Raw genomic sequence first — 20,179 nt, 5'->3', positions numbered from 1 at the left:
CCAAGGTGTGGGGCGATGCTAGCGCATCGGGCGCGCCTCCCTTGGGGCGCGCGCCCGTTGACCGGGGGTTAGATGTCGAGGTTTTCGACGTTGAGCGCGTTGTGCTCGATGAATTGGCGACGTGGTTCGACCTGATCCCCCATCAGGGTGGTGAAGATACGGTCGGCGGCGACCGCGTCCTCGATCGAGACCTGGAGCAACCGCCGGCCCTCCGGGTTCATGGTGGTCTCCCACAGTTGCTCGGGGTTCATCTCGCCGAGACCCTTGTAGCGTTGGATGCTGTAGCCACGCTGACCCTCGGCGAGTAGCCAACGGACCCCTTCGCCGAGCGAGCTGATCTCGCGGCGGCGTTCGCCGCGGGCCATATAGGCGCCCGGTTCGAGCAGGCCGTCGACCTTGGCTCCATAGTCGACCAGGCGCTTGTAGTCGGCGGTCTGGAAGAACTCCAGGGGCACGAAGCGGGTGTCGGGGATGCCGTGGATCAGGCGCACCACCTCGATGCCGGGGGCGCGCTCGCCGTCGGCGGTGATGTGCTTGATGCGATAGTGCAGCGAGGCCGACTGTTCACGGTTGAGGCCGGACTCGAGGCGTGCCTGCCACGGTGCGAAGGCGTCGGGGTCGGCGAAGGTGGCGGCATCGAGTGCCGGTAACCGGGTGAGTTCCTCAAGGAAGGCCGCGTCATAGCGGGCGGCGAGTCGTTTGATGATGCCGACGAAGACCTGATAGTCGCGTGCCAGTGCCTCCAGTGCGGTACTGGCGAGGGCCATGGCCGTGGGCGCGACGTGCAGCTCGGCGCCGTCGAGGGCGGTCTGCAGCATGGCGTTGTTGAGCGCCGATTCGTCGAGCAGGTACTCCTCCTGCTTGCCCTTCTTGATCTTGAACAGTGGCGGCTGGGCGATATAGATGTAGCCGCGCTCGACCAGTTCCGGCATCTGTCGGTAGAAGAAGGTCAACAGCAGGGTGCGGATGTGGGCGCCGTCGACGTCGGCATCGGTCATGATGATGATGCGGTGATAGCGCAGGTTGTCGGGGTTGTATTCCTCGCGTCCGATGCCGCAGCCGAGCGCGGTGATCAGGGTGCCGACCTCGGCCGAGGAGAGCATCTTGTCGAAGCGGGCCTTCTCGACATTGAGGATCTTGCCCTTGAGCGGGAGGATCGCCTGGAAGCTGCGATCACGTCCCTGCTTGGCCGAGCCGCCGGCCGAGTCACCCTCGACCAGATAGAGCTCGGAGAGTGCCGGGTCCTTCTCCTGGCAGTCGGCGAGCTTGCCGGGGAGCCCGGCGATGTCGAGGACGCCCTTGCGCCGGGTCATCTCACGCGCCTTGCGCGCGGCATCGCGCGCCCGCGCCGCCTCGAGCATCTTGCTGGCGATCGCCTTGGCCTCGTTCGGGGTCTCGTCGAGGAAGAAACCGAGGTGTTCGGCCACGAGCGATTCGACCACCGACTTGACCTCGGAGGAGACTAGCTTGTCCTTGGTCTGGGACGAGAACTTGGGGTCCGGCACCTTCACCGAGAGCACCGCGGTGAGGCCCTCGCGGGCGTCATCACCGATGGCACGCACCTTCTGGCTGCGGTCCAATCCCTCATGCTCGATGTAGTTGTTGAGGGTGCGGGTGAGTGCAGCGCGTAGCCCGGCGAGATGGGTGCCGCCGTCGCGCTGCGGGATGGTGTTGGTGTAACAGAAGATGGTCTCCTGATACCCGCTGTTCCACTGGATCGCCAGCTCGACCGTGATGTCCTGGCGCTCGGCGGTGAAGTGCATCACCGTCGGATGGATCGGTTCCTTGTTGCCGTTGAGGTGTTCGACGAAGGCGCGGATGCCGCCCTGGTATTCGAAGTGATCGCTGCGCCCGGTCGCCTCCTCGCTGAGGATGATGCGCACCCCCGAGTTGAGGAAGGAAAGCTCACGCAGCCGGCGGGCCATGATGTCGTAGTGGAAGTCGAGGCTGGTGAAGATCTCGGGCGAGGGTTGGAAACGGATCTCGGTGCCGGTCTGTGCGGTCTCACCGATCCGTTTGAGCGGATACACCGGTTCGCCCATGCGGTATTCCTGCTCATAGACGTGACCGCCACGCTGGATGCGCAGCTTGAGCCACTCGGAGAGCGCATTGACCACCGAGACGCCGACCCCGTGCAGCCCACCGGAGACCTTGTAGGAGTTGTCATCGAACTTACCGCCGGCATGTAGCACGGTGAGGATGACCTCGGCGGCCGAGCGTTGCTCCTCTTCGTGGATATCGACCGGGATGCCGCGGCCGTCGTCGACCACCGAGACCGAACCATCGGCGTGCAGGGTCACGCTGATGCTCGAGCAATAGCCAGCCAGGGCCTCGTCGATGGAGTTGTCGACCACCTCGAACACCATGTGGTGGAGACCGGTGCCGTCGTCGGTGTCGCCGATGTACATACCCGGACGCTTGCGGACAGCGTCCAATCCGCGGAGTACCTTGATGTTGGAGGAATCGTACGTCATGTGATCTGCTTCGAGCGATGAGTGAGATCCTGTCGTTCGATGCCCGGCGGGCAAAGGGCAACGGATCGGGGGATACGCGGTTCGGTGTCCGAGCCGAGCGTCGTGTTCTGGGGCGTCGTGCTGAAACGCACAGGGCGTTCTCCGTGCAGACCTCCGGGTGTCATGACCAGGCTTGGCCCCGAAGGGCGCGGGCCTGCACGGGACGGGGGGCGTGCCCCGCGTCGACGGTGAGCGGCCGATGCCGATACGCAGCGCGCGATGCGAGGGTCCTGGGCGGTCGTCTCATTCCAGTGATTATACGGGATGGCGCCCTGCTTGGGCGCTGTCGCGCGATCTTCGGGCGGTGGCTGAGGGGGCTGTTCCACGTGGAACAGGGCGGTGTCGCCTGCGGCGTTCTCCTGCCGAGGTGGCGCAGACATCGTCAGCCGCCGTGTCTGCGCCGGTTGCCGATGTTCCACGTGAAACAGGGGCGCGGTGTCCCCGGCGCGTGGCGTTGGGCCGCCTTGTCCTGCGGGGCGTGTTCCACGTGGAACATCGCGTCCAGGGTCAGGTCGAGGCGTCGTCGACCACTGCGCCCTGTTCCACGTGGAACACCAGGCGCGTGTCGGGGTGGGTGTAGGGACCGGGGTCGGCAGCGGTGGCCACTCGGGTGAGGAGGCACTGCCCCTCGCGCTGGCCGATGACCTCCCAGAGTCGTGCCAGGGTCCGGGCATCGAGTTCGGCCTCGAGGTCATCGAGCAACCACAGCGCCGGGGCCAGGCCTTGGTCGCGATGGACCTGCTCGGCGGCGAGCTGCAACAGACAGACCACGACCTTGGCCTGGCCGCGCGAGAGCGCGAGTCGGGCACCATCGCGTGTCAATTGGACGTCAGCCCGTCCGGGACCGACCAGGGTGTGGCCACGGGCGAGTTCGCCAGGACGGGCCGCAGCGATCGCCTCGGCCAGGGACTGTGTCATCGGCCAGCCCCGGGCGAGGCGCAGTTCGCAGTCATCAAGGAAGGGAAAGGCCGCGGTGAGTTGCTGGAAGCGTGCGTGCCAGTGTGCGAAGAAGGCCTGGCGTAGATCGTCGATGCGCTCGCCGAGCGCACCCAACGCCTGGTCCCAGACCGTGAGTTCCCGCCCACCCCCTCGGCGCAGCGCGGCGTTGCGCTGTTGCTGGACACGGGAGAGTTCACGTCTGAGGGCGCCGAGTCGAGGTTCCACGTGGAACAGGTTCCAGTCGAGGAAGGTCCGGCGCAAGGCTGGATCACCCTCGAGCAATGACTGGGCGTTCTCACCGATGAGCTTGATGCGTAGTGGCCGCACGCTGCCTGGTGGAGGCCAGGGACGACCGTCGAGGCTGTGCTCGCGACCATGATGATCACGGCGATAGCGCAACAGGTGTCCGTCCGGTGCATCGGCGTCGCAACGGGCCTCGACCAAGGTGCCACGTTCGCCACGGGTGGTCATCGGGCCGGCCTTGCGCCCGCGGAAGCTGCGCCCTCGGGCGAGTAGGTAGACCGCCTCGAGTAATGTGGTCTTGCCCGCGCCATTGCCGCCGGTGAGCACCACCACGGGCGCGGCGGTTGCGATCGCGACCTCTCGACAACGGCGCAGGTGGACTACCCGCAGCGTGCGCAGCGGGCAAGCGGGGGCGGGATCGGGCATCTCGGTCGGGGTGCGACTAGAGGCGCATCGGCATTACCACGTAGGTCTCGGCCTCGGCCCCCCTCCCCCGCCATACCGAGCTGCTGTTTCCGTCCTGGAAGCTGACCTCGACCTCGCTGCTGTCGAGCACGCCGAGCAGATCGGTGAGGTAGGAGACATTGAAGCCGATCGCGGTGAACTCGCCCTGGTACTCGATCTCGATCTCCTCCTCGGCCTCTTCCTGCTCGGGGTTGTGGGCCTGGAGCTTGAGTAGGCCAGCGTCGAAGGCCAGGCGCACGCCACGATACTTCTCGTTGGAGAGGATGGCGGTGCGTGAGAGCGCGCGCTTGAGCTGGTCCCTGTCGATCAGCGCCGACTTGGCGAGTTGGTGGGGAATGACCCGTTCGTAGTCCGGGTAGCGGCCGTCGACGAGCTTGGAGGTCATCACCATGTCGCCGATGACCAGGCGAATGCTCTTCTCGCCTAGGGTGACCGAGACCGGGTCGGTGGAGTTGCCGAGCTGGCGGCGCAGCTCGAGCACCGTCTTGCTCGGCAGGATGACCTGACGGCCGTCGACTGCGGCGACCCCGAGATCGGTGTTGAACTTGGCCAGACGATGACCGTCGGTGGCCACCGCAGTCAGCCCCTTGGCATCGAACTCGATCAACAGACCGTTGAGGTAATAGCGCACGTCCTGCTGGGCCATGGCGAAGGCGGTCTTCTCCAACACCCGCTTGAAACCGGCCTCGTCGAGCCCGAACTCGACCCCACCCTGCTCCTGCTCCATCACCGGGAAGTCGGCCGCCGGCAGCACCCCGAGCGAAAAGCGTCCGCGCCCGGCGGTGACCACGCAGCGCTCGTCGCTGACGCGGAAGCGGATATCGGTGCCCTCGCCGAGGTTGCGGCAGATGTCGACCAGCTTACGCGCCGGCACCGTGGTCTCGCCGACCTCCTGGACCGCCGCCTCGCAGCGGGTCTGAACCTCGACCTCGAGGTCGGTGCCGAGGATGGTGATCTCGCCCTCGGCGGCGACCAGTCGGAAATTGCCGAGGATTGGCAGCGTCTGGCGGCGCTCGACGACGCCGATCACCTTCCCCAGCGCTGGTAGCAAGATCTCGCGGTTAACGACGAATTCCATGAATATCTCCTAAAAATCGTGAAAAGGCGGTTGCGGCGTCATGCGCCCTGTGCACGACCGCCGAATGGCGCGATCCTGGATCCGTGGGTGTCTCAGGAGGTCAGGATCCGCAGCAGATTCCTGTAGTCTTCCTCGACCCCGGCGTCGCTCTCGCGCAGGCTCTTGATCTTGCGCGTGGCGTGCAACACCGTGGTGTGATCACGCCCGCCGAAGGCATTGCCGATCTCGGGCAGGCTGTGTTTGGTCAGATCCTTGGATAAGGCCATGGCGATCTGACGCGGGCGGGCGATCGAGCGGCTGCGCTTGGCTGAGAGCATGTCCGAGGCGCGCAGCTTGAAGTATTCGGCGACGGTCTTCTGGATGTTTTCGATGCTGACCTGTTTGTCCTGCGCCGCGAGCATGTCGCGCAGCGCGTGTTTGGCGAAGTCGAGGGTGATCGGCTTGCCGGTGAACTGGGCATTGGCCACCAGCCGGCGCAGTGCGCCCTCAAGTTCGCGGATGTTCGAGCGGATGCGGCGACCGACGAAGAAGGCGACGTCCTCTGGCAGGTCGACGCCGAGCAGACTGGCCTTGCTGTGGAGGATAGCGACACTGGTCTCGAGGTCCGGTGGCTCGATCGAGACCGTCAGCCCCCAGCCGAAACGCGAACGCAGCCGCTCCTCGAGTCCGACTACCTCCTTGGGGAAACGATCGCTCGATAACACGATTTGTTGGCGCGACTCGAACAACGCGTTGAAGGTGTGGAAGAACTCCTCCTGCGAGCGTTCCTTGCCGGCGAAGAACTGCACGTCGTCGATCAGCAGCGCGTTGACCGAGCGATAGGTGCGTTTGAATTCGTCGATACGGTTGTGCTGTAGCGCCTTGATCATCTCGGCGACGAAGCGCTCGGAGTGCAGGTAGGCGACCCGCGCATTGGGGTTGGAGGCGAGCACCATGTTGCCCACCGCGTGCATCAGGTGGGTCTTGCCTAGTCCGACCCCACCGTAGATGAAGAGGGGGTTGTAAGCGGTACCAGGGTTCTGCCCGACCTGGAAGGAAGCGGCGCGGGCGAGCTGGTTGGACTTGCCCTCGACGAAGCTGTCGAAGGTGAAATCGGGATTGAGGTTGGCGCTGAGTTGGCGATCGCGGTCGTCACCCATGGCGGTCGCGATCGCCGGGGCGCTGGCACGAGGGCGGCTTGGCGCCGGCTCGGGTTCGGCGACCGTCTGATCGATACCGCCGACGCTGAAGGTGATGCGTGAGACCTGCCCCTCACTGTGTAACGCACACAGTTCGAGTAATCGCGGCTCGTAGTGCTGGCGGGTCCAGTCGAGCACAAAGCGGTTGGGTGCGAACAGGCGCAGCACATCGGCGTCGATGCGTGCCTGGAGCGGTAGGATCCAGGTGTTGTATTCGGCGGAGGTCAGTTCCCCCTTCAGCTGCTTGACGCATTTTTCCCACACACCCACGGTTGATTCCGATCCTCGTCGTCTCGTTGCCCGCAATCGCACCGCCTTGGGCGGTCTCTGTTTCGTCGCGGAGTGGGTTGACGAGGCTCACCTCGAACCGCTCCGGTGGGCTCGGAGTCTAGCGTTCTCGGCGCGACTTATCCACAGGTGTGGATCATTTAGGCGTTGACTTTTGCTCATGAATTGCTTAAATTTTCGCGCCTTTTATAAAGGGGCGCCATGCGCCCTGTGCTGCCAATTCCAAACTCCCTGGAGTACCGACCATGAAGCGCACCTTTCAACCGAGCCGCCTGAAGCGTGCTCGTACCCACGGCTTTCGTGCGCGTAGCGCCACGCGCAACGGCCGCAAGGTCCTCGCTGCCCGTCGCGCCAAGGGCCGCGCGCGCCTCGCGCTCTGAACCCCGAACGCTCCGCCGGTCGCGCCGAGCGAGCCTTTCCGCGAGAGCGGAGACTGACGTGCGCCACGCAGTATCGGCACGTCTTCAGCGATCCCACCCGTGCAGGAAAGCAGGGCTTCGTCGTCCTGTTCCGTGCCAACGGGAACGGGTACGCGCGACTCGGGCTGGCAATCTCCAAGAAGTGCGCGCGACGCGCGGTTGACCGCAACCGGCTCAAGCGTCTCGTCCGCGAAAGCTTCCGGAACCACCATCACACCCTCCCCGGGGTGGATGTCGTGGTTATGTGCGCGCGTGGCGCGCCGACGCTGCCCAACCGGCGACTGTTCGATCATCTCGAGCGTGCTTGGGCAACCATCAGGAAGAAACAACCATGCGCCGAATCCTGACCGCTCTGATTCGCGTATATCAGTACGTGCTGAGCCCCCTCCTCGGGCCGCGTTGTCGCTTCTATCCGACCTGTTCCCAATACGCCATCGAGGCCATCGAGTGTCACGGCCCGGCCTACGGCAGCTATCTCGCCGTACGCCGTGTGTTGCGTTGTCACCCTTGGCACCCCGGCGGCGTCGATCCCGTTCCCCCAGCTAGGCAGACCTCGACTCATGGATAATGTGCGCCTGATCCTGTTTCTCGCCCTCGCCGCGGTCTCGTTCCTGATCTACGAGGCCTGGATGCAAGACTACGGGCGGCCACAGTCGCCGCAGGTCGCGATGACCGAGTCGACGGGGGCGATCCCGGACGCGGGCGACTCCACCGCCGCCGATGTGCCCAGTGTCGCGGTGACCCCGGACCTGGCGACCCCCGGTGCGATGAGTGCCGAGATGCGTGCCGCCAGCGCCGCCCCGGTGGTGGTCGAGACCGACGTCATGCGCCTCGAGATCTCGCCCCAGGGCGGTACTATCGCCAGCGCTTGGCTGCTCGACTATGCCGTGGTGCCCGAGCGCCCCGAGGACAAGTTCCGGCTGATGAAGCCGGTGCCGCCGAATATGTTCATCGCCCAGTCGGGTCTGATCGGTCAGCAGGCCGGTGCGCTACCGACGCATGAGGCGCGCTTCACCGCCGAGCAGGCCGAGTACCGGCTTGAGGATGGGCAGGAGCAGCTCGAGGTGGTGCTGCGTTGGCAGGGCGAGAACGGTGTCGCCGTCGAACGTATCTATACCTTCACGCGTGGCAGCTATGTGATCGGCACCGAGCAGCGGGTGACCAACGCCTCCGATGCCGCGTTGGTGGCGCGTGAGTACAACCAGCTCCAGCGCACCGACTTCTACGATCCCAACGAGCCGAGTTTCGTCCACACCTTTACCGGCGGCGTCTATTACAGCCCGGAAGAGAAGTACACCAAGGTGTCCTTCGACGATATGCGCGACGACAAGCTCGATCGCAGCGTGAGCGATGGCTGGATCGCGATGATCCAGCACTACTTCATGGCCGCTTGGATCCCGCCGCGTCAGGTTCAGGAGACCTTCTACACCAAGGTCCTCGACGACTCGCGTTACATCATCGGCAAGTACTCGCCGGCGGTGAGCATCCCCGCGGGCGCCACCCACAGCTTCGCCAACCAGTTGTTCGTCGGTCCCAAGCTCCAGGACGACCTCGCCGCCATCGCCCCCGGTCTCGAGCTGGCGGTCGACTACGGCTGGCTGACGGTGATCGCGCAGCCGATCTTCTGGGTGCTGGAGAAGATCCACGCGCTGGTCGGTAACTGGGGATGGGCGATCATCGTACTGACCATCCTGATCAAGCTGGCCTTCTTCAAGCTCTCCGAGACCAGCTATCGTTCGATGGCCAACATGCGCAAGCTCACCCCGCGCCTGCAGGCCATCAAGGATCGCTACGGCGATGACAAGCAGCGCCTCAACCAGGCGATGATGGAGCTCTACAAGACCGAGAAGATCAACCCGCTCGGCGGCTGTCTGCCGATCCTGGTGCAGATCCCGGTGTTTATCTCGCTCTATTGGGTACTGCTCGAGAGCGTCGAGATGCGTCACGCGCCCTTCATCCTCTGGCTCGACAACCTCTCGGCGCCTGACCCCTACTTCGTCCTGCCCTTGATCATGGGTGTGTCGATGTTCGTGCAGCAGAAGCTCAACCCGCCGCCGCCGGACCCGATGCAGGCCAAGATCATGATGGCGCTGCCGTTCGTCTTCACCGTGTTCTTCGCCTTCTTCCCGGCGGGTCTGGTGCTCTACTGGACGGTCAACAACATCATCTCGATCGCCCAGCAGTGGCATATCACGCGCCAGATCGAGCAGGCTCCAGCCAAGCAGAAGCGCTAACCCGATGAGCACCGACACCATCGCCGCCGTCGCCACCCCGCCCGGCGTCGGGGGTGTCGGCATCGTCCGGGTCAGCGGCGCGGGCGTCGCCGCGATCGCCCGCGCCCTGCTCGGCGCCCTGCCCGCCCCCCGTCAGGTCCATTTCGGCGTCTTCCGCGACGCCGCAGGTGGCTTCATCGACGCCGGTATCGCACTGCGCTTCGTCGCCCCCGCCTCCTTCACCGGCGAGGACGTGCTCGAACTCCAGGGGCACGGCGGCCCGGTGGTGATGGACCTGTTGCTGCAGCGCTGTCTCGAACTCGGCGCCCGCCCCGCCCGCCCCGGCGAATTCACCGAGCGCGCCTTCCTCAACGGCAAGCTCGATCTCGCCCAAGCAGAGGCCGTCGCCGACCTCATCGAGAGCGCCTCCGCGCTCGCCGCCCGGCTCGCCGGCAACAGCCTGCAGGGTGCCTTCTCGCGGCGGATCGAGGCGTTGGTCGAACGGTTGGTGCGGCTGCGTACCTATCTCGAGGCCACACTCGATTTCAGCGATGAGGAGATCGACCCCGGCGACGCGTCCCGGGTCGCCGCCGATCTCGCCGAGTTGATCGCCATGACCCGTGCGGTGCTCGCCGAAGCGCACCAGGGCTGTCGTATCCGCGAGGGGCTCTCGGTGGTGATCGCCGGTGCCCCCAACGCCGGCAAGTCGAGCCTGCTCAATGCCCTCTCCGGGGCCGATACCGCCATCGTCACCGACATCCCCGGCACCACCCGTGACCTGCTGCACAGCGACATCCAGATCGACGGTCTGCCGCTGCGCATCATCGACACCGCCGGCATCCGCAACAGCGACGACCCGGTCGAGCGCGAGGGGGTGCGTCGTGCCCGCGAGCAGCTCGGTCGCGCCGATCTGGTGCTGTGGGTCTACGACGCCACCCAGGGGCCGGATCCCGAGACCGCCGCGAGCCTGCCCGAGGGGGTGCGCGTCACCCGGTTGCGCAACAAGATCGACCTGACCGGCGCCGAGCCGGGTTGCGACGAGCGTGAGGGCGCCACCGAGATCGCGCTGTCGCTGCGCGAGGGGCGCGGGCTCTCGTTGCTGCGCGAGCACCTCAAGGCGGTCGCCGGGATCGGTGTCCGTCCCGAAGGGGCCTTCACCGCCCGCCGTCGCCATCTCGACGCCCTGCGCCAGGGCCTGGCCGCGTTGGAGGCGGCCGCCCGCGCCCAGGCCGCGGGCGTCGGCGCCGAGCTGGTCGCCGAGGAACTGCAGCTGGCCCAACGCGCGCTCGGCGAGATCACCGGGCGCTTCACCAGTGAGGACCTGCTCGGGCGCATCTTCTCCAGCTTCTGTATCGGAAAATAGCGAGCCTTCCTGAGCATTCCGCACTCTTCCGAAAGATCCCCCTAAGCCCGCCTAGATGCGGGCTTTTTCGTCTGTGGCGTGCTTGCATGTTCCGGGGTAATCCGCTAAAAATCGTTCCTCCCGGCGTTCCTTTTTAGGATGGCGGCGCCAGACGGAAGGAACGGCGCCCCTCACCCGCCGGAACATTCATGCGGCGCAAGCGGAGGCCAACAGATGGCATTGTCAGATACCCGGCTGAGGACGATGAAGCCCGAGAAGCGGGCCTATAGCAGATCGGACGGCGGCGGGCTGTTTATCCAGGTCTCGAAGAGTGGCGTCAAAAGCTGGGGGCTGCGCTACTGGCTGAATGGCAAGCAAGAGCGGGTAGGACTGGGTACCTATCCGTCCTTTTCGCTCGCCGATGCCCGCGCCTGGCGGGACGACTGCAAGGCGCTTTCGGCGCGTGGCCTGTCGCCAATGAAGCTCAAGCGCGGCGATCCAGTCCCCCAGGACGCGACCCCAGCGGCGCGGGAGCTGGCGCATGCTTTCATCCGTAACTGGTGCCTGAAGACGCATCAACGCAATGCAGCGCAAGAGCGGGCGGCAGTGGGGACACTGGAGGCCTTCGCTTGGCGTTGGTATGCCGAGATTGTGGAGCCGAGCAACAGCAACCCCAGGAATATCAAGCGCGTGCTCGACAAGGACGTGATTCCCGCCATTGGGAATAAGCTGCTTGCCGAGGTCACCCTAGATGACGTGTTGGCCATCACGGATGCCATCAAAGCACGCGGCGCCGATCAGATGGCCTTGCGGACCCGCAACATCCTCAAGCGACTGTTCGCCTACGCCATTGGTCGCGGCCTAGTCACCTCCAACCCTGCGGCGGCGGTCGAGGCGAAGTACATCGCCACAGCCAAGAGTCGTGACGTTGCACTGTCCCAGGATGAACTCGGGCTGCTGCTGCGGGGTATCTACCAATCCTCGATGAAACGCTCGCACAAGCTGGCGCTGCACCTGCTGATTCTGTGCATGGTCCGCAAGGGCGAGCTGATCGGGGCGCGCTGGGACGAGATCGACCTAGATCGGGCTGAGTGGTCGATTCCCGCCGAGCGCATGAAGAAGGACAAGGCACACCTAGTGCCCTTGTCGCGGCAAGCGGTCGCCATGTTTGAGGAACTAAAGAGCCTGGCGGGCGGCTCCGAGTGGGTCTTCCCAAGCCGCAACACCCTCAAGAAGCCCATCGCTAGCAGTACGCTCAACGTCGCCGTCCGCACCCTGGATCTCGACGTTCAGGACTTCGTGATCCACGACTTCCGGCGTACCGCGTCCACCCATCTACACGAGGCCGGGTTTAACTCCGATTGGATCGAGAAGGCGCTTGCCCATGAAACCAGGGGCATTCGGGGCGTCTACAACCGGGCGCAGTACGCCGAGCAGCGGCGCGAGATGCTGCAGTGGTGGGCGGATTTCGTGGATAGCCAGATCGAGGAAGGCCGCAAGGTCATCATCGGGAGATTTGGGAAAGCCTATCAAGCGGGCTGATGCCCAACCGAGTTACGCCGCGCCTAGGCCGACGGGCCGAACGCCGGGGCACCCTTACCCGGCTGGCGCGGCGCCTTCTTTAAGGGCAGCGCAGAGGGGGGAGGGTAAAAATGGACCAACAAGAACAAGACAGCCTCAACAAAGAGGATTTTTTGGCTTTCTGCGAGATCGCGTACCGTCTAAGCGCTCTTCCTGATTTCGGTGTTTGGTGTCTAACGATTCCTGAGGCGGCGGAATTGCTGGTGTTGGATATGTGGTATTCCGGGGAGCTTCCAGGTATTGAAGAGCCAGAAGATTGGGGCGGTAATGAAGGCGATCCCAGGTTAAAAGAACTTCTAACGCCTGCCACAAAAGATTTTGAATCGCGATTGATAGCTGCTGTTGAAAAGGGGGCGCTGGAGTCAGTGCGCAAGCAGCGAGACTTTGATGAGTGCTTGGTTTCAGATCAAACTGTAATTGATTACTCACAACTTTGTTTATGGTTGGAGGAAAGAGGTTATACGGCTGGAGATGCTTTTGATGACTGGTCAAACGATCAAACAACGCTGCACGATTTACTGGCTCAGGAGGCGGCATACCTTCGTTTCGAGCTGAAGCGAGGAGCGCGATTGATTCGTCGCCTCGAAATAGAACGAGGAATTTTTCAGTTTTTGCGTGGAGGCGAACCGCTCACAGCAGAAGATGCTATAGCTGCTTACAAAGCGATGGTTTTAGAAAACCAGCGATTGAAAGAGCAGTTGAGACATCGCGAAGAGCAGCCATCTTTTCCTGTGGGTCGCCCTTTTTCAAAAAAAGAAAGGGATACCCGTCATGTCATTATCGAAGCGCTTTGCTGCGAGCTAGGAATCAATACGCAGAAGCGAGGGGCGTCTCAACGTATTCGAGAAATCACCGAGCGATCTCCTGTTGCCGTCGATGACGGAACTATTAAGAAGATTCTCGATGAAATCCCAGAATCACTGCAGCGGCGTAAGAAAAAATAGGAACTAAATACCGAATTCGGTGTTTTTCTCGAATTCGGTGTTTTGTTCGGCCTACCCGAAAGAAGAGCGGTCTAGTGTGTTCACCCATGCCGGTATGCTCCGGCGTTAACCATGGAAGCTGACCCGTGACCGCGACACCAAACACCCGGCCCAAGACCATCATCCGCCGTACCGAGCTGGAGAAGAAGTTGGGTCTAAGCCGATCCACCATCTACGGCAAGCTCAAGCTGAATCCGAAGCGCCCCGGAGAATACGACCCGACCTTTCCGAGGCCGATCCCCATCGGCGCCAAGGCTGTTGGCTGGATCTTGGAGGAAGTAGAGGCCTGGCTCGAAGCTCAGGCCGCCAAGAGGCGGGGGCTGTCATGAGCCGGGAATCGAGAAACTGGCGCCGCACTCGACAGGAGAAGCAGCGCCGCCGCATGTCGGAGGCGCAAATAGAAACGGCCCAGGCTGGAGAGCCTGAGCCGCTGAATGGTCGCGCCGCCCGCGCGTTGACCTGTAACCGTTCCGGGAGTGGTTGGCGCCACTCCCAGGACAAAGCCTGACCGCGTGAACGGTCCGGCACCGGCATCGCTATTGTATCTCAGAAGAGGTGCTTTCGCTGCCCTTGCCTGCCTGGAAGCGGTCAATCCACAACCTGAGATTGACCTATGAACCAAACGAAAACCACCAACCCTGACATCCTCGCCGCGAGCCTCGCCGTTCAAGCGCCTTTCGGCGCCTCGCTGCCCGGCGCCGATGTAGAGCGTATCCGCGACGCCTTGGGCGCCATCCCGCCTGACGATCGAGACGACTGGGTCAAGGCGGCTATGGCCATCAAGGACGAGATTGGTGATGCCGGGCGTGTGCTGTGGGACGCATGGTCCCAGGGCGCGGAGAACTACGACGCAAGAGACGCCGTGGATGTCTGGCGCAGCGTCTCACCAGGGGGCGGCATCACCATTGCCACGCTCTTCGATCTGGCCAAGCAACACGGCTGGTCACCGTCGCGCGACTACCAGGAGCCGACCGCCGAAGAGCAGGCCGAGCGCCAGCGCATCCGCCAGGGGCGCGAGGCTCAGGAGCGCGCGACCATCGAGCGCGAGCAGTCCAAGGCGCGCGAGCAGGCCTTGCGGATCCTCGACGAGGCCGTCGATGCCGAGCCCAGCCATCCCTACCTGGCGCGAAAGCAGGTCGCCCCGCCCGAAGAGGGGGCGCGGTTGCGCCAGATCCCAGCCGAGCGCGTACGGGAGCTGCTGGGCTATGCGCCCAAGGTCGGCGGCGAGGCGCTGGAAGGGGTGTTGCTGGCCGCACCTATCGAGCGTGACGGCGCCACGGTCTCGCTGGAGCTGATCGACGAGGCCGGGCGCAAGTCTGCCCTGCGTGGGCGCGGCACCAAGAGCGGCGCCTACTGGGCCACTCAGGGGTTGCCCAAGGACCAGGCCGGGCGCGTCATCATCGCCGAGGGTGTAGCAACCACGCTGTCGCTGGCCGCCGCGTTGGGCTGCCCGGCTATCGCTGCGCTGTCGGCGTCGAACATGAAGGCCATAGCCACCCTGGTGCACCAGCACAACCCAAAAGCCAAGATCATCATCGGCGCCGACCTGGAGAAGGCCACCGGTGCCGCCCACCCGGATGCTGTGAAAGCCGCCGAAGCTGCTGGCGGCATCGTGGTCGCGCCAGACTTCGGGCAGGACCGGCCCGAAGGCGCGTCCGACTGGAACGATGCCCACGTTCGACTCGGCCTTATCTCTGTTACTAACCAGATTGAAGAGCAGATCAGGGCGAGCAAGCCGGAAGAGACCCCAGGCCGTACCCCGCCCAAAGGCTGGAAGCTGACCCGAAGCATGGTCTACGAGATCAAGGAGAAGAGCGGGGACGCGCCAGACGAATACATCCCGACATGCGGCCCGCTGTGGATTGCCGGTCGCACAACCGGCGCCCATGGGCAATGGGGGCTGGTGCTGGGGTTTCTCGACCACGACGGCCACGAGCGACGCCTTGCCCTGCCCGCGTCTCGACTGCACGACGATCCGTCCGCCTTGGTCGGTGAGCTGGCCGAGCTGGGGTTAAAGACGATCCCAGGCCGGGAGAGAAAGACGCTGGCCTACCTTGGCGCATGGGACGTAGAGAAGCGCATCTTGTCTGCAAAGCGCCTGGGCTGGCTCGAAGACCCTACCGGCGCCCTGGCCTTTGTGATGCCCGACCGCGTCATCAGTGGCGACGGCACCCGCGAGCTGGTGTATCAGCCAGATCGTTACTCGCCCACCGTGAAGACCGTTCACGCCAGCGGCTCGCTTGAGCAGTGGTGCGCCGAGATCGCCCGTCCCGCTGGCGAACACCCGCCAATGCTGTTCGCGCTCTGTGCCGGGCTGGCGCCAGCGTTGCTGGCTTTCGCCGAGGGCGCCGATAGCTATGTCCTCCACTTCTGGGGTACCACGAGCCGAGGTAAAACGACGCTCGGGCAGTTGGCCGCCTCGCCCTGGGGTTGTGCTGCCGACCCTGCCGATGCGCCGTCTCTCGCCTTCATCCGCCGCTGGAACCTGACCGGTAACGGACTGGAAGGTCTCGCCGAGGCTCACTCGGATATGCCGCTTGTGCTCGATGAGCTGGGGGCTGCGACCGTGGGCGACGTTCGCCCCTTGGTCTACCAGTTGGCTGGTGGGCAAGGAAAGACCGCGATGAATTCCTCCCGAGAAATGCGCGAGCCTCGATCCTGGCGAACCATCGCAATCAGCACCGGCGAAATGAGTTTGCACGCGCGCATGGCTGACCCTGACCAAGACGGGAGACGCGCCCGAAGCGTCAAGGGCGGGCTCACCCACCGCGCGCTCGATGTCGAGGTGTCCGATATCGCCGCCAACGCGCCCCAGGAAGAGCGCGAGGCCCTGGTGTCCGGCATCAAGGCCGCCTGTGCTCGCCACTACGGCACCGCTGGCCCGGAGTTCATCGACAGGATTGCCGCCCAGTTCGGCACTATGTCGGAGGCCCGCGCCCACGTCCGCGCCCTGGTCGATGCCATCCTGGCAGAGATAGCGCCGCCCGAGCTGCGCGCCGAGACTCGCCGCGCGCTGCGCCGCTTCGCGCTGATCGCCGCCGCTGGTGAGCTGGCCAGCGACCTTGGCGTGCTGCCTGTTGCCTCCGGCCTGATCCGATCCGCCGCGCAGACGATGGCGCAATCCTGGCTGACGACATCGTCTGAAACTGACGAGGACCGCATCGTCGCCAGCGTCCGCGCCTTCATCCTGGCTCACGAGTCACGCTTCCAGCGCGTCAATGACCCCTACAGCCACCAGGACGAGCCGGTTCGGGATCGTGTGGGGTTCGTCGATAGCCAAACGGGCCATTGGTGGTTCACCGACGCTGGGCTTTCTGAGGCCGCCCCAGGCAACGACAAGACCACTATTGCGCGCACGCTTCGTGTTGCCGGATACCTGTTCACCAACGAAAACCACAAGCTAGTAGCCCGCGCATCGTTCGCGATAGATGGAAAGCGCCCCCGGCTGTACGCCGTCAAGACAGCCATTTTGGAAGAAAAAAGCGGCCAGACCCAAAAAACAGGGGGACAACGGGGACAAGGGGGACAAACCCAGCAACCACGCGGGCTAGAGCCTGTCCCCCTCACCGAAACCGGAGGGGGACGAGGGGGACGAGAATCGGGGACAAGGGACGATCAGAACAATCTCGTCCCCCTTGTCCCCATGGGAACAGGGGGTAAGGGGACAGCCAAAACCCAGCAACCACGCGGGTTTGTCCCCGCTGTCCCCGCTGTCCCCCTAAAAAACAGCGATCCCGAAAAAAATCTGACCGGGGACAAGGTGGACATAACCGACGATGTTGGTTGGTTTTGATGGGCGCTCGCTTCTTTTTGGACACGGATTGTGGCTTTTTGAGGCGAGACGTGGACGCCGCCGAGATCCTGCATACCCTGGCTGACCAAGGATTCAGCGTGGCCGTGGATGGCGAACGGCTGACCGTCGCGCCGGTGTCGAGACTCACCGACGATCTGCGCGCCGAGATCCGCGAGCACAGGGCCGAGGTCGTCGCGCTGCTCACCGCCGCTGGCAACGCCTATCTCGATGCCATAGGTGAGACCGACCCCGCTGCCAGGGCTGAGTGGCTGTCGAGCATGAGGCGCCCCACAGGCTTCTCGGCTGGCTTGGCCTCGATCCTCAAGGCGGCGGGAGGGGGCGAACCCGAGCCCGAGCCCGAGGGCGTCACCTGCTGCACCTGCCACCACTACCAGCGCAACCGCTTAAACCCTGCGGGAGGGCTGGGGCGCTGTCTGGTGGATGCGCCAGCGAGCGGTGGGCCGGGGTCTCTCTGGCCGTATCCTGACGCCTTCATCCGGTGCGCTGAGTGGCGGGGAGGGGGATAGCCAACCAGGAAGGGGGTAGTGGGCCAGCTGGTACGCATGCGGGTACGCAGTACGCGGCGCGTACCGGCTGGCGAACCCCGTCACTAACGCTTATTCTTTAATTGAGTTACTAACAAGGATAGGCGCCATGCCCGATGCTACCGACACTTCCGAACGCCGCCGCCCTGGCCCTAAGCCCAGCGGAAAAGCTCTCAGCAACGCCGAGCGCCAGCGCCGATACATTGCTCGGCTGAAAGCACGACAAACCGACGCCGCCGAGATTGAGCGACTGCACGACGAACTGAAACTGACCCGCGCCAAGCTGGCTGAAGCGGTAGAAGAGACCCGAACTCCGTCACTAACGCCGCCGGGGGCCGGCGAGCTGGAACGCTTGCGCGCCGAGGTTAAGGCGCAGAATCAGCGTCTCTTCGAGCAGGCACAGCGCGCGCAGGACCAGCACGAGGCCCTTATGTCCGAGGTTCGCAAGCGGGACCAGCGCATTCGAGAGCTGAAGGCCGAGCTGGAGCAGGTCCGCGCCGCCGTTAATCCGTCACTAACGCAATCCGAGTCGAAGATGCCCGGAGACGCCGAGACTGCCGCTGATCTGATTGCATGGCTGCGCGAGCATGGCGGGCTGAAGTCCAATCAAGCCGTGGCTCACGCCATCGGCAATGTCTGTGATCGCAGCCAGATAAGCCGCATCAGCCGAGGGCAACAACGCCCCAGTAAGCGGACTCACGAGGCGCTGGTGGCCTTGGTCGGGAGGATGCGGGGTCCCAGCGCCTGACCACCGCATGCGGCGGTGTGATCCGCCGCTGCATCCAGGGCGGCGGCCTTTTTTGTGGGTCGCCGACGGTCACCACGCCGGTTACTTCCTGGCAGCTTGGCCCATCTGGAAGTGGATTCCAAAAGGGCGAAATTCGTCTTTTTCGAGCGCCGTCGAGAAGTGGGGCAGACGTAGGGCAGACGTAGGGCAGACCAAGCGGGGCACACCGAAACCCAGTAATGACGCGGGCTCGCCAGAGACGCGGGGCAGACGTAGGGCAGACCCGGAGACGGGGAAGAGGGGCACGCATCCGGCGTCCGGTAATCCGGCGCGTCTTGCTGGGTGCGCGCTGGGTGCGCCTTGGGTGCGCCTTGGGTGCGCTCGACTCGCCGGATACCGCGTGGTTGCTGGCTTTGCTGGGTGCGTCTTGGGTGCGTCTTGGTTTTGGGCTGCTGGCGCCGACCAAGGAAGAACCCCAGACAACAGAAACAACCCTACGACCCAAGAAAACACGAGAATGTCGCGCTGCAACGAACCCGCGGGCTAAGGGGTTCCAGGGAGGACCCGCCCGCCGCTGGTGACCACAGCAAGCCGCAGATCCGCGATGAACGACGGAAGCCGCCCCGTCCTGTCCCCCTTGTCCCCATGGGGACAGGGGGTAAGGGGACAGCCAAAACCCAGCAACCACGCGGGTTTGTCCCCGCTGTCCCCGCTGTCCCCCTAAAAAACAGCGATCCCGAAAAAATCTGACCGGGGACAAGGTGGGCGAGGTGGACAAGAGCTGGGGACGGAAGCCGCCACGAGGGGCTGATAGGGGAAGGCTTGATGGGTGACCGGTTACTACAGAAAACTACACGAGGGGCTGACAGGCAGGGTCGAATTTTTGTGCCTGCTTTTGTTCCTTGCTCTATTTTTTCAGCTTTCTTTTCCCTTTTGAAACAAGGTACTTAGAACGTTTGCTCTATTCTGTATCGTAAGGCCGCCAGCCGCCAGGGTTGAACCGCAAAGCCGCGAAGCACGCAAAGTGAATGATGGATGTCGGCGTAAGGCCACAGGCGGCGCGGGTCCGCACCCACTGGCGGCTGGTTGCTGGCGGCTTATTGCCCTTGGCGCCTTCGCGGTTCAATCCCCTGGCAGCTGGTAGCTGGTAGGAGCCACGAACCCGGCACAGGCTGTTATCCTAGTAGTGAATTGATCCGTATACCAGGCGTCACCGAGCGATCATCCCATGTCTGCTGAGACCATACACCGCCGCGCGCAGGTCGCGCGCGATACCCTTGAGACCCAGGTTCGCGTCACGCTCGATCTCGATGGCAGCGGGCAGGGGCATTTCCGCACCGGCGTCCCCTTCCTCGAGCACATGCTCGACCAGATCGCGCGTCACGGTCTGATCGACCTGCAGGTCGAGGCCGAGGGCGATCTCCACATCGATGCGCACCACACCGTCGAGGACATCGGCATCACCTTCGGTCAGGCACTGATCCAGGCGCTCGGCGACAAGCGCGGCATTCGCCGCTACGGCCATGCCTATGTGCCGCTCGACGAGGCGCTGTCGCGCGTGGTGGTGGACCTCTCGGGGCGCCCCGGGTTGACCTATGACGTGCCCTTCACCCGCGCCCAGATCGGTGCCTTCGAGGTCGACCTGTTCCAGGAGTTCTTCCAGGGATTGGTCAATCACGGCGCGCTGACCCTGCACATCGACAACCTGCGTGGCACCAATGCCCATCACCAGGCCGAGACCGTGTTCAAGGCCTTCGGACGGGCACTGCGCATGGCCGTCGAGCCCGATCCGCGCATGGCCGGGATCACCCCCTCGACCAAGGGCGCGCTGTGAGCGCGCCCACGCCCCGATCACCGTTTTCCGAACCCCAG

16 protein-coding genes are annotated in these 20,179 nt (G+C 64.2%); 12 read left to right on the top strand and 4 right to left on the bottom strand.

The window, feature by feature from the left end; genetic code table 11:
- Positions 1–68: 68 nt before the first annotated feature.
- The 4 genes from gyrB to dnaA form a co-directional block, all read right to left on the bottom strand.
- The gene (gene gyrB / locus HF203_RS12875) at positions 69–2,474 is read right to left on the bottom strand and encodes a DNA topoisomerase (ATP-hydrolyzing) subunit B (RefSeq protein WP_168670334.1); all 2,406 of its coding nucleotides are present in this window, start codon (positions 2,472–2,474) and stop codon (positions 69–71) included.
- A 546-nt stretch (positions 2,475–3,020) separates the two neighbouring features.
- Positions 3,021–4,121, bottom strand: coding sequence for a DNA replication/repair protein RecF (recF, locus tag HF203_RS12870; RefSeq protein WP_168670332.1), 1,101 nt, complete (start codon positions 4,119–4,121; stop codon positions 3,021–3,023).
- A gap of 16 nt (positions 4,122–4,137) precedes the next feature.
- Complete coding sequence (gene dnaN / locus HF203_RS12865) at positions 4,138–5,238, bottom strand: DNA polymerase III subunit beta (protein ID WP_168670331.1); 1,101 nt, start codon at positions 5,236–5,238, stop codon at positions 4,138–4,140.
- Positions 5,239–5,330: 92 nt separating this feature from the next.
- Positions 5,331–6,686 (bottom strand): chromosomal replication initiator protein DnaA, encoded by a 1,356-nt coding sequence (gene dnaA / locus HF203_RS12860; protein ID WP_343043922.1) that lies wholly within the window; start codon positions 6,684–6,686, stop codon positions 5,331–5,333.
- A gap of 263 nt (positions 6,687–6,949) precedes the next feature.
- Between dnaA and rpmH the strand changes: the two genes are divergently transcribed.
- From rpmH to hisB, 12 genes are all read left to right on the top strand, one after another.
- On the top strand, positions 6,950–7,084 hold the full coding sequence (rpmH, locus tag HF203_RS12855; protein WP_005222248.1) for a 50S ribosomal protein L34: 135 nt from the start codon (positions 6,950–6,952) through the stop codon (positions 7,082–7,084).
- Positions 7,081–7,470: a ribonuclease P protein component gene (rnpA, locus tag HF203_RS12850; protein ID WP_168670367.1), complete on the top strand. Its 390-nt coding sequence runs from the start codon at positions 7,081–7,083 to the stop codon at positions 7,468–7,470. The genes rpmH and rnpA overlap by 4 nt, the downstream gene beginning before the upstream one ends.
- Complete coding sequence (gene yidD, locus HF203_RS12845; RefSeq protein ID WP_168670329.1) at positions 7,455–7,691, top strand: membrane protein insertion efficiency factor YidD; 237 nt, start codon at positions 7,455–7,457, stop codon at positions 7,689–7,691. Before rnpA ends, yidD begins: the two co-directional genes overlap by 16 nt.
- Positions 7,684–9,357: a membrane protein insertase YidC gene (gene yidC, locus HF203_RS12840; RefSeq protein WP_168670327.1), complete on the top strand. Its 1,674-nt coding sequence runs from the start codon at positions 7,684–7,686 to the stop codon at positions 9,355–9,357. Before yidD ends, yidC begins: the two co-directional genes overlap by 8 nt.
- A gap of 4 nt (positions 9,358–9,361) precedes the next feature.
- Positions 9,362–10,699 (top strand): tRNA uridine-5-carboxymethylaminomethyl(34) synthesis GTPase MnmE, encoded by a 1,338-nt coding sequence (gene mnmE, locus HF203_RS12835; RefSeq protein ID WP_168670325.1) that lies wholly within the window; start codon positions 9,362–9,364, stop codon positions 10,697–10,699.
- A gap of 213 nt (positions 10,700–10,912) precedes the next feature.
- The gene (locus tag HF203_RS12830) at positions 10,913–12,220 is read left to right on the top strand and encodes a tyrosine-type recombinase/integrase (protein WP_168670323.1); all 1,308 of its coding nucleotides are present in this window, start codon (positions 10,913–10,915) and stop codon (positions 12,218–12,220) included.
- A 110-nt stretch (positions 12,221–12,330) separates the two neighbouring features.
- On the top strand, positions 12,331–13,203 hold the full coding sequence (locus HF203_RS12825; RefSeq protein WP_168670321.1) for a hypothetical protein: 873 nt from the start codon (positions 12,331–12,333) through the stop codon (positions 13,201–13,203).
- Between the two features lie 125 nt (positions 13,204–13,328).
- Complete coding sequence (locus tag HF203_RS12820) at positions 13,329–13,571, top strand: AlpA family phage regulatory protein (protein ID WP_168670319.1); 243 nt, start codon at positions 13,329–13,331, stop codon at positions 13,569–13,571.
- Positions 13,572–13,855: 284 nt separating this feature from the next.
- Complete coding sequence (locus HF203_RS12815) at positions 13,856–17,035, top strand: DUF927 domain-containing protein (protein ID WP_168670317.1); 3,180 nt, start codon at positions 13,856–13,858, stop codon at positions 17,033–17,035.
- A gap of 50 nt (positions 17,036–17,085) precedes the next feature.
- Complete coding sequence (locus tag HF203_RS12810; RefSeq protein ID WP_168670315.1) at positions 17,086–17,562, top strand: TubC N-terminal docking domain-related protein; 477 nt, start codon at positions 17,086–17,088, stop codon at positions 17,560–17,562.
- Positions 17,563–17,689: 127 nt separating this feature from the next.
- Positions 17,690–18,328, top strand: a complete 639-nt coding sequence (locus HF203_RS12805; RefSeq protein WP_168670313.1) for a hypothetical protein — start codon at positions 17,690–17,692, stop codon at positions 18,326–18,328.
- A 1,207-nt stretch (positions 18,329–19,535) separates the two neighbouring features.
- Positions 19,536–20,141, top strand: a complete 606-nt coding sequence (gene hisB, locus HF203_RS12800; RefSeq protein WP_168670311.1) for an imidazoleglycerol-phosphate dehydratase HisB — start codon at positions 19,536–19,538, stop codon at positions 20,139–20,141.
- The last annotated feature ends 38 nt before the right edge of the window (positions 20,142–20,179 follow it).

It is taken from the genome of Marichromatium bheemlicum (genome assembly GCF_012276755.1).
GTDB lineage: Bacteria > Pseudomonadota > Gammaproteobacteria > Chromatiales > Chromatiaceae > Marichromatium > Marichromatium bheemlicum.
Note: the sequence above shows the minus strand (reverse complement) of the source record. Positions and strands in the feature narration are given on the sequence as shown.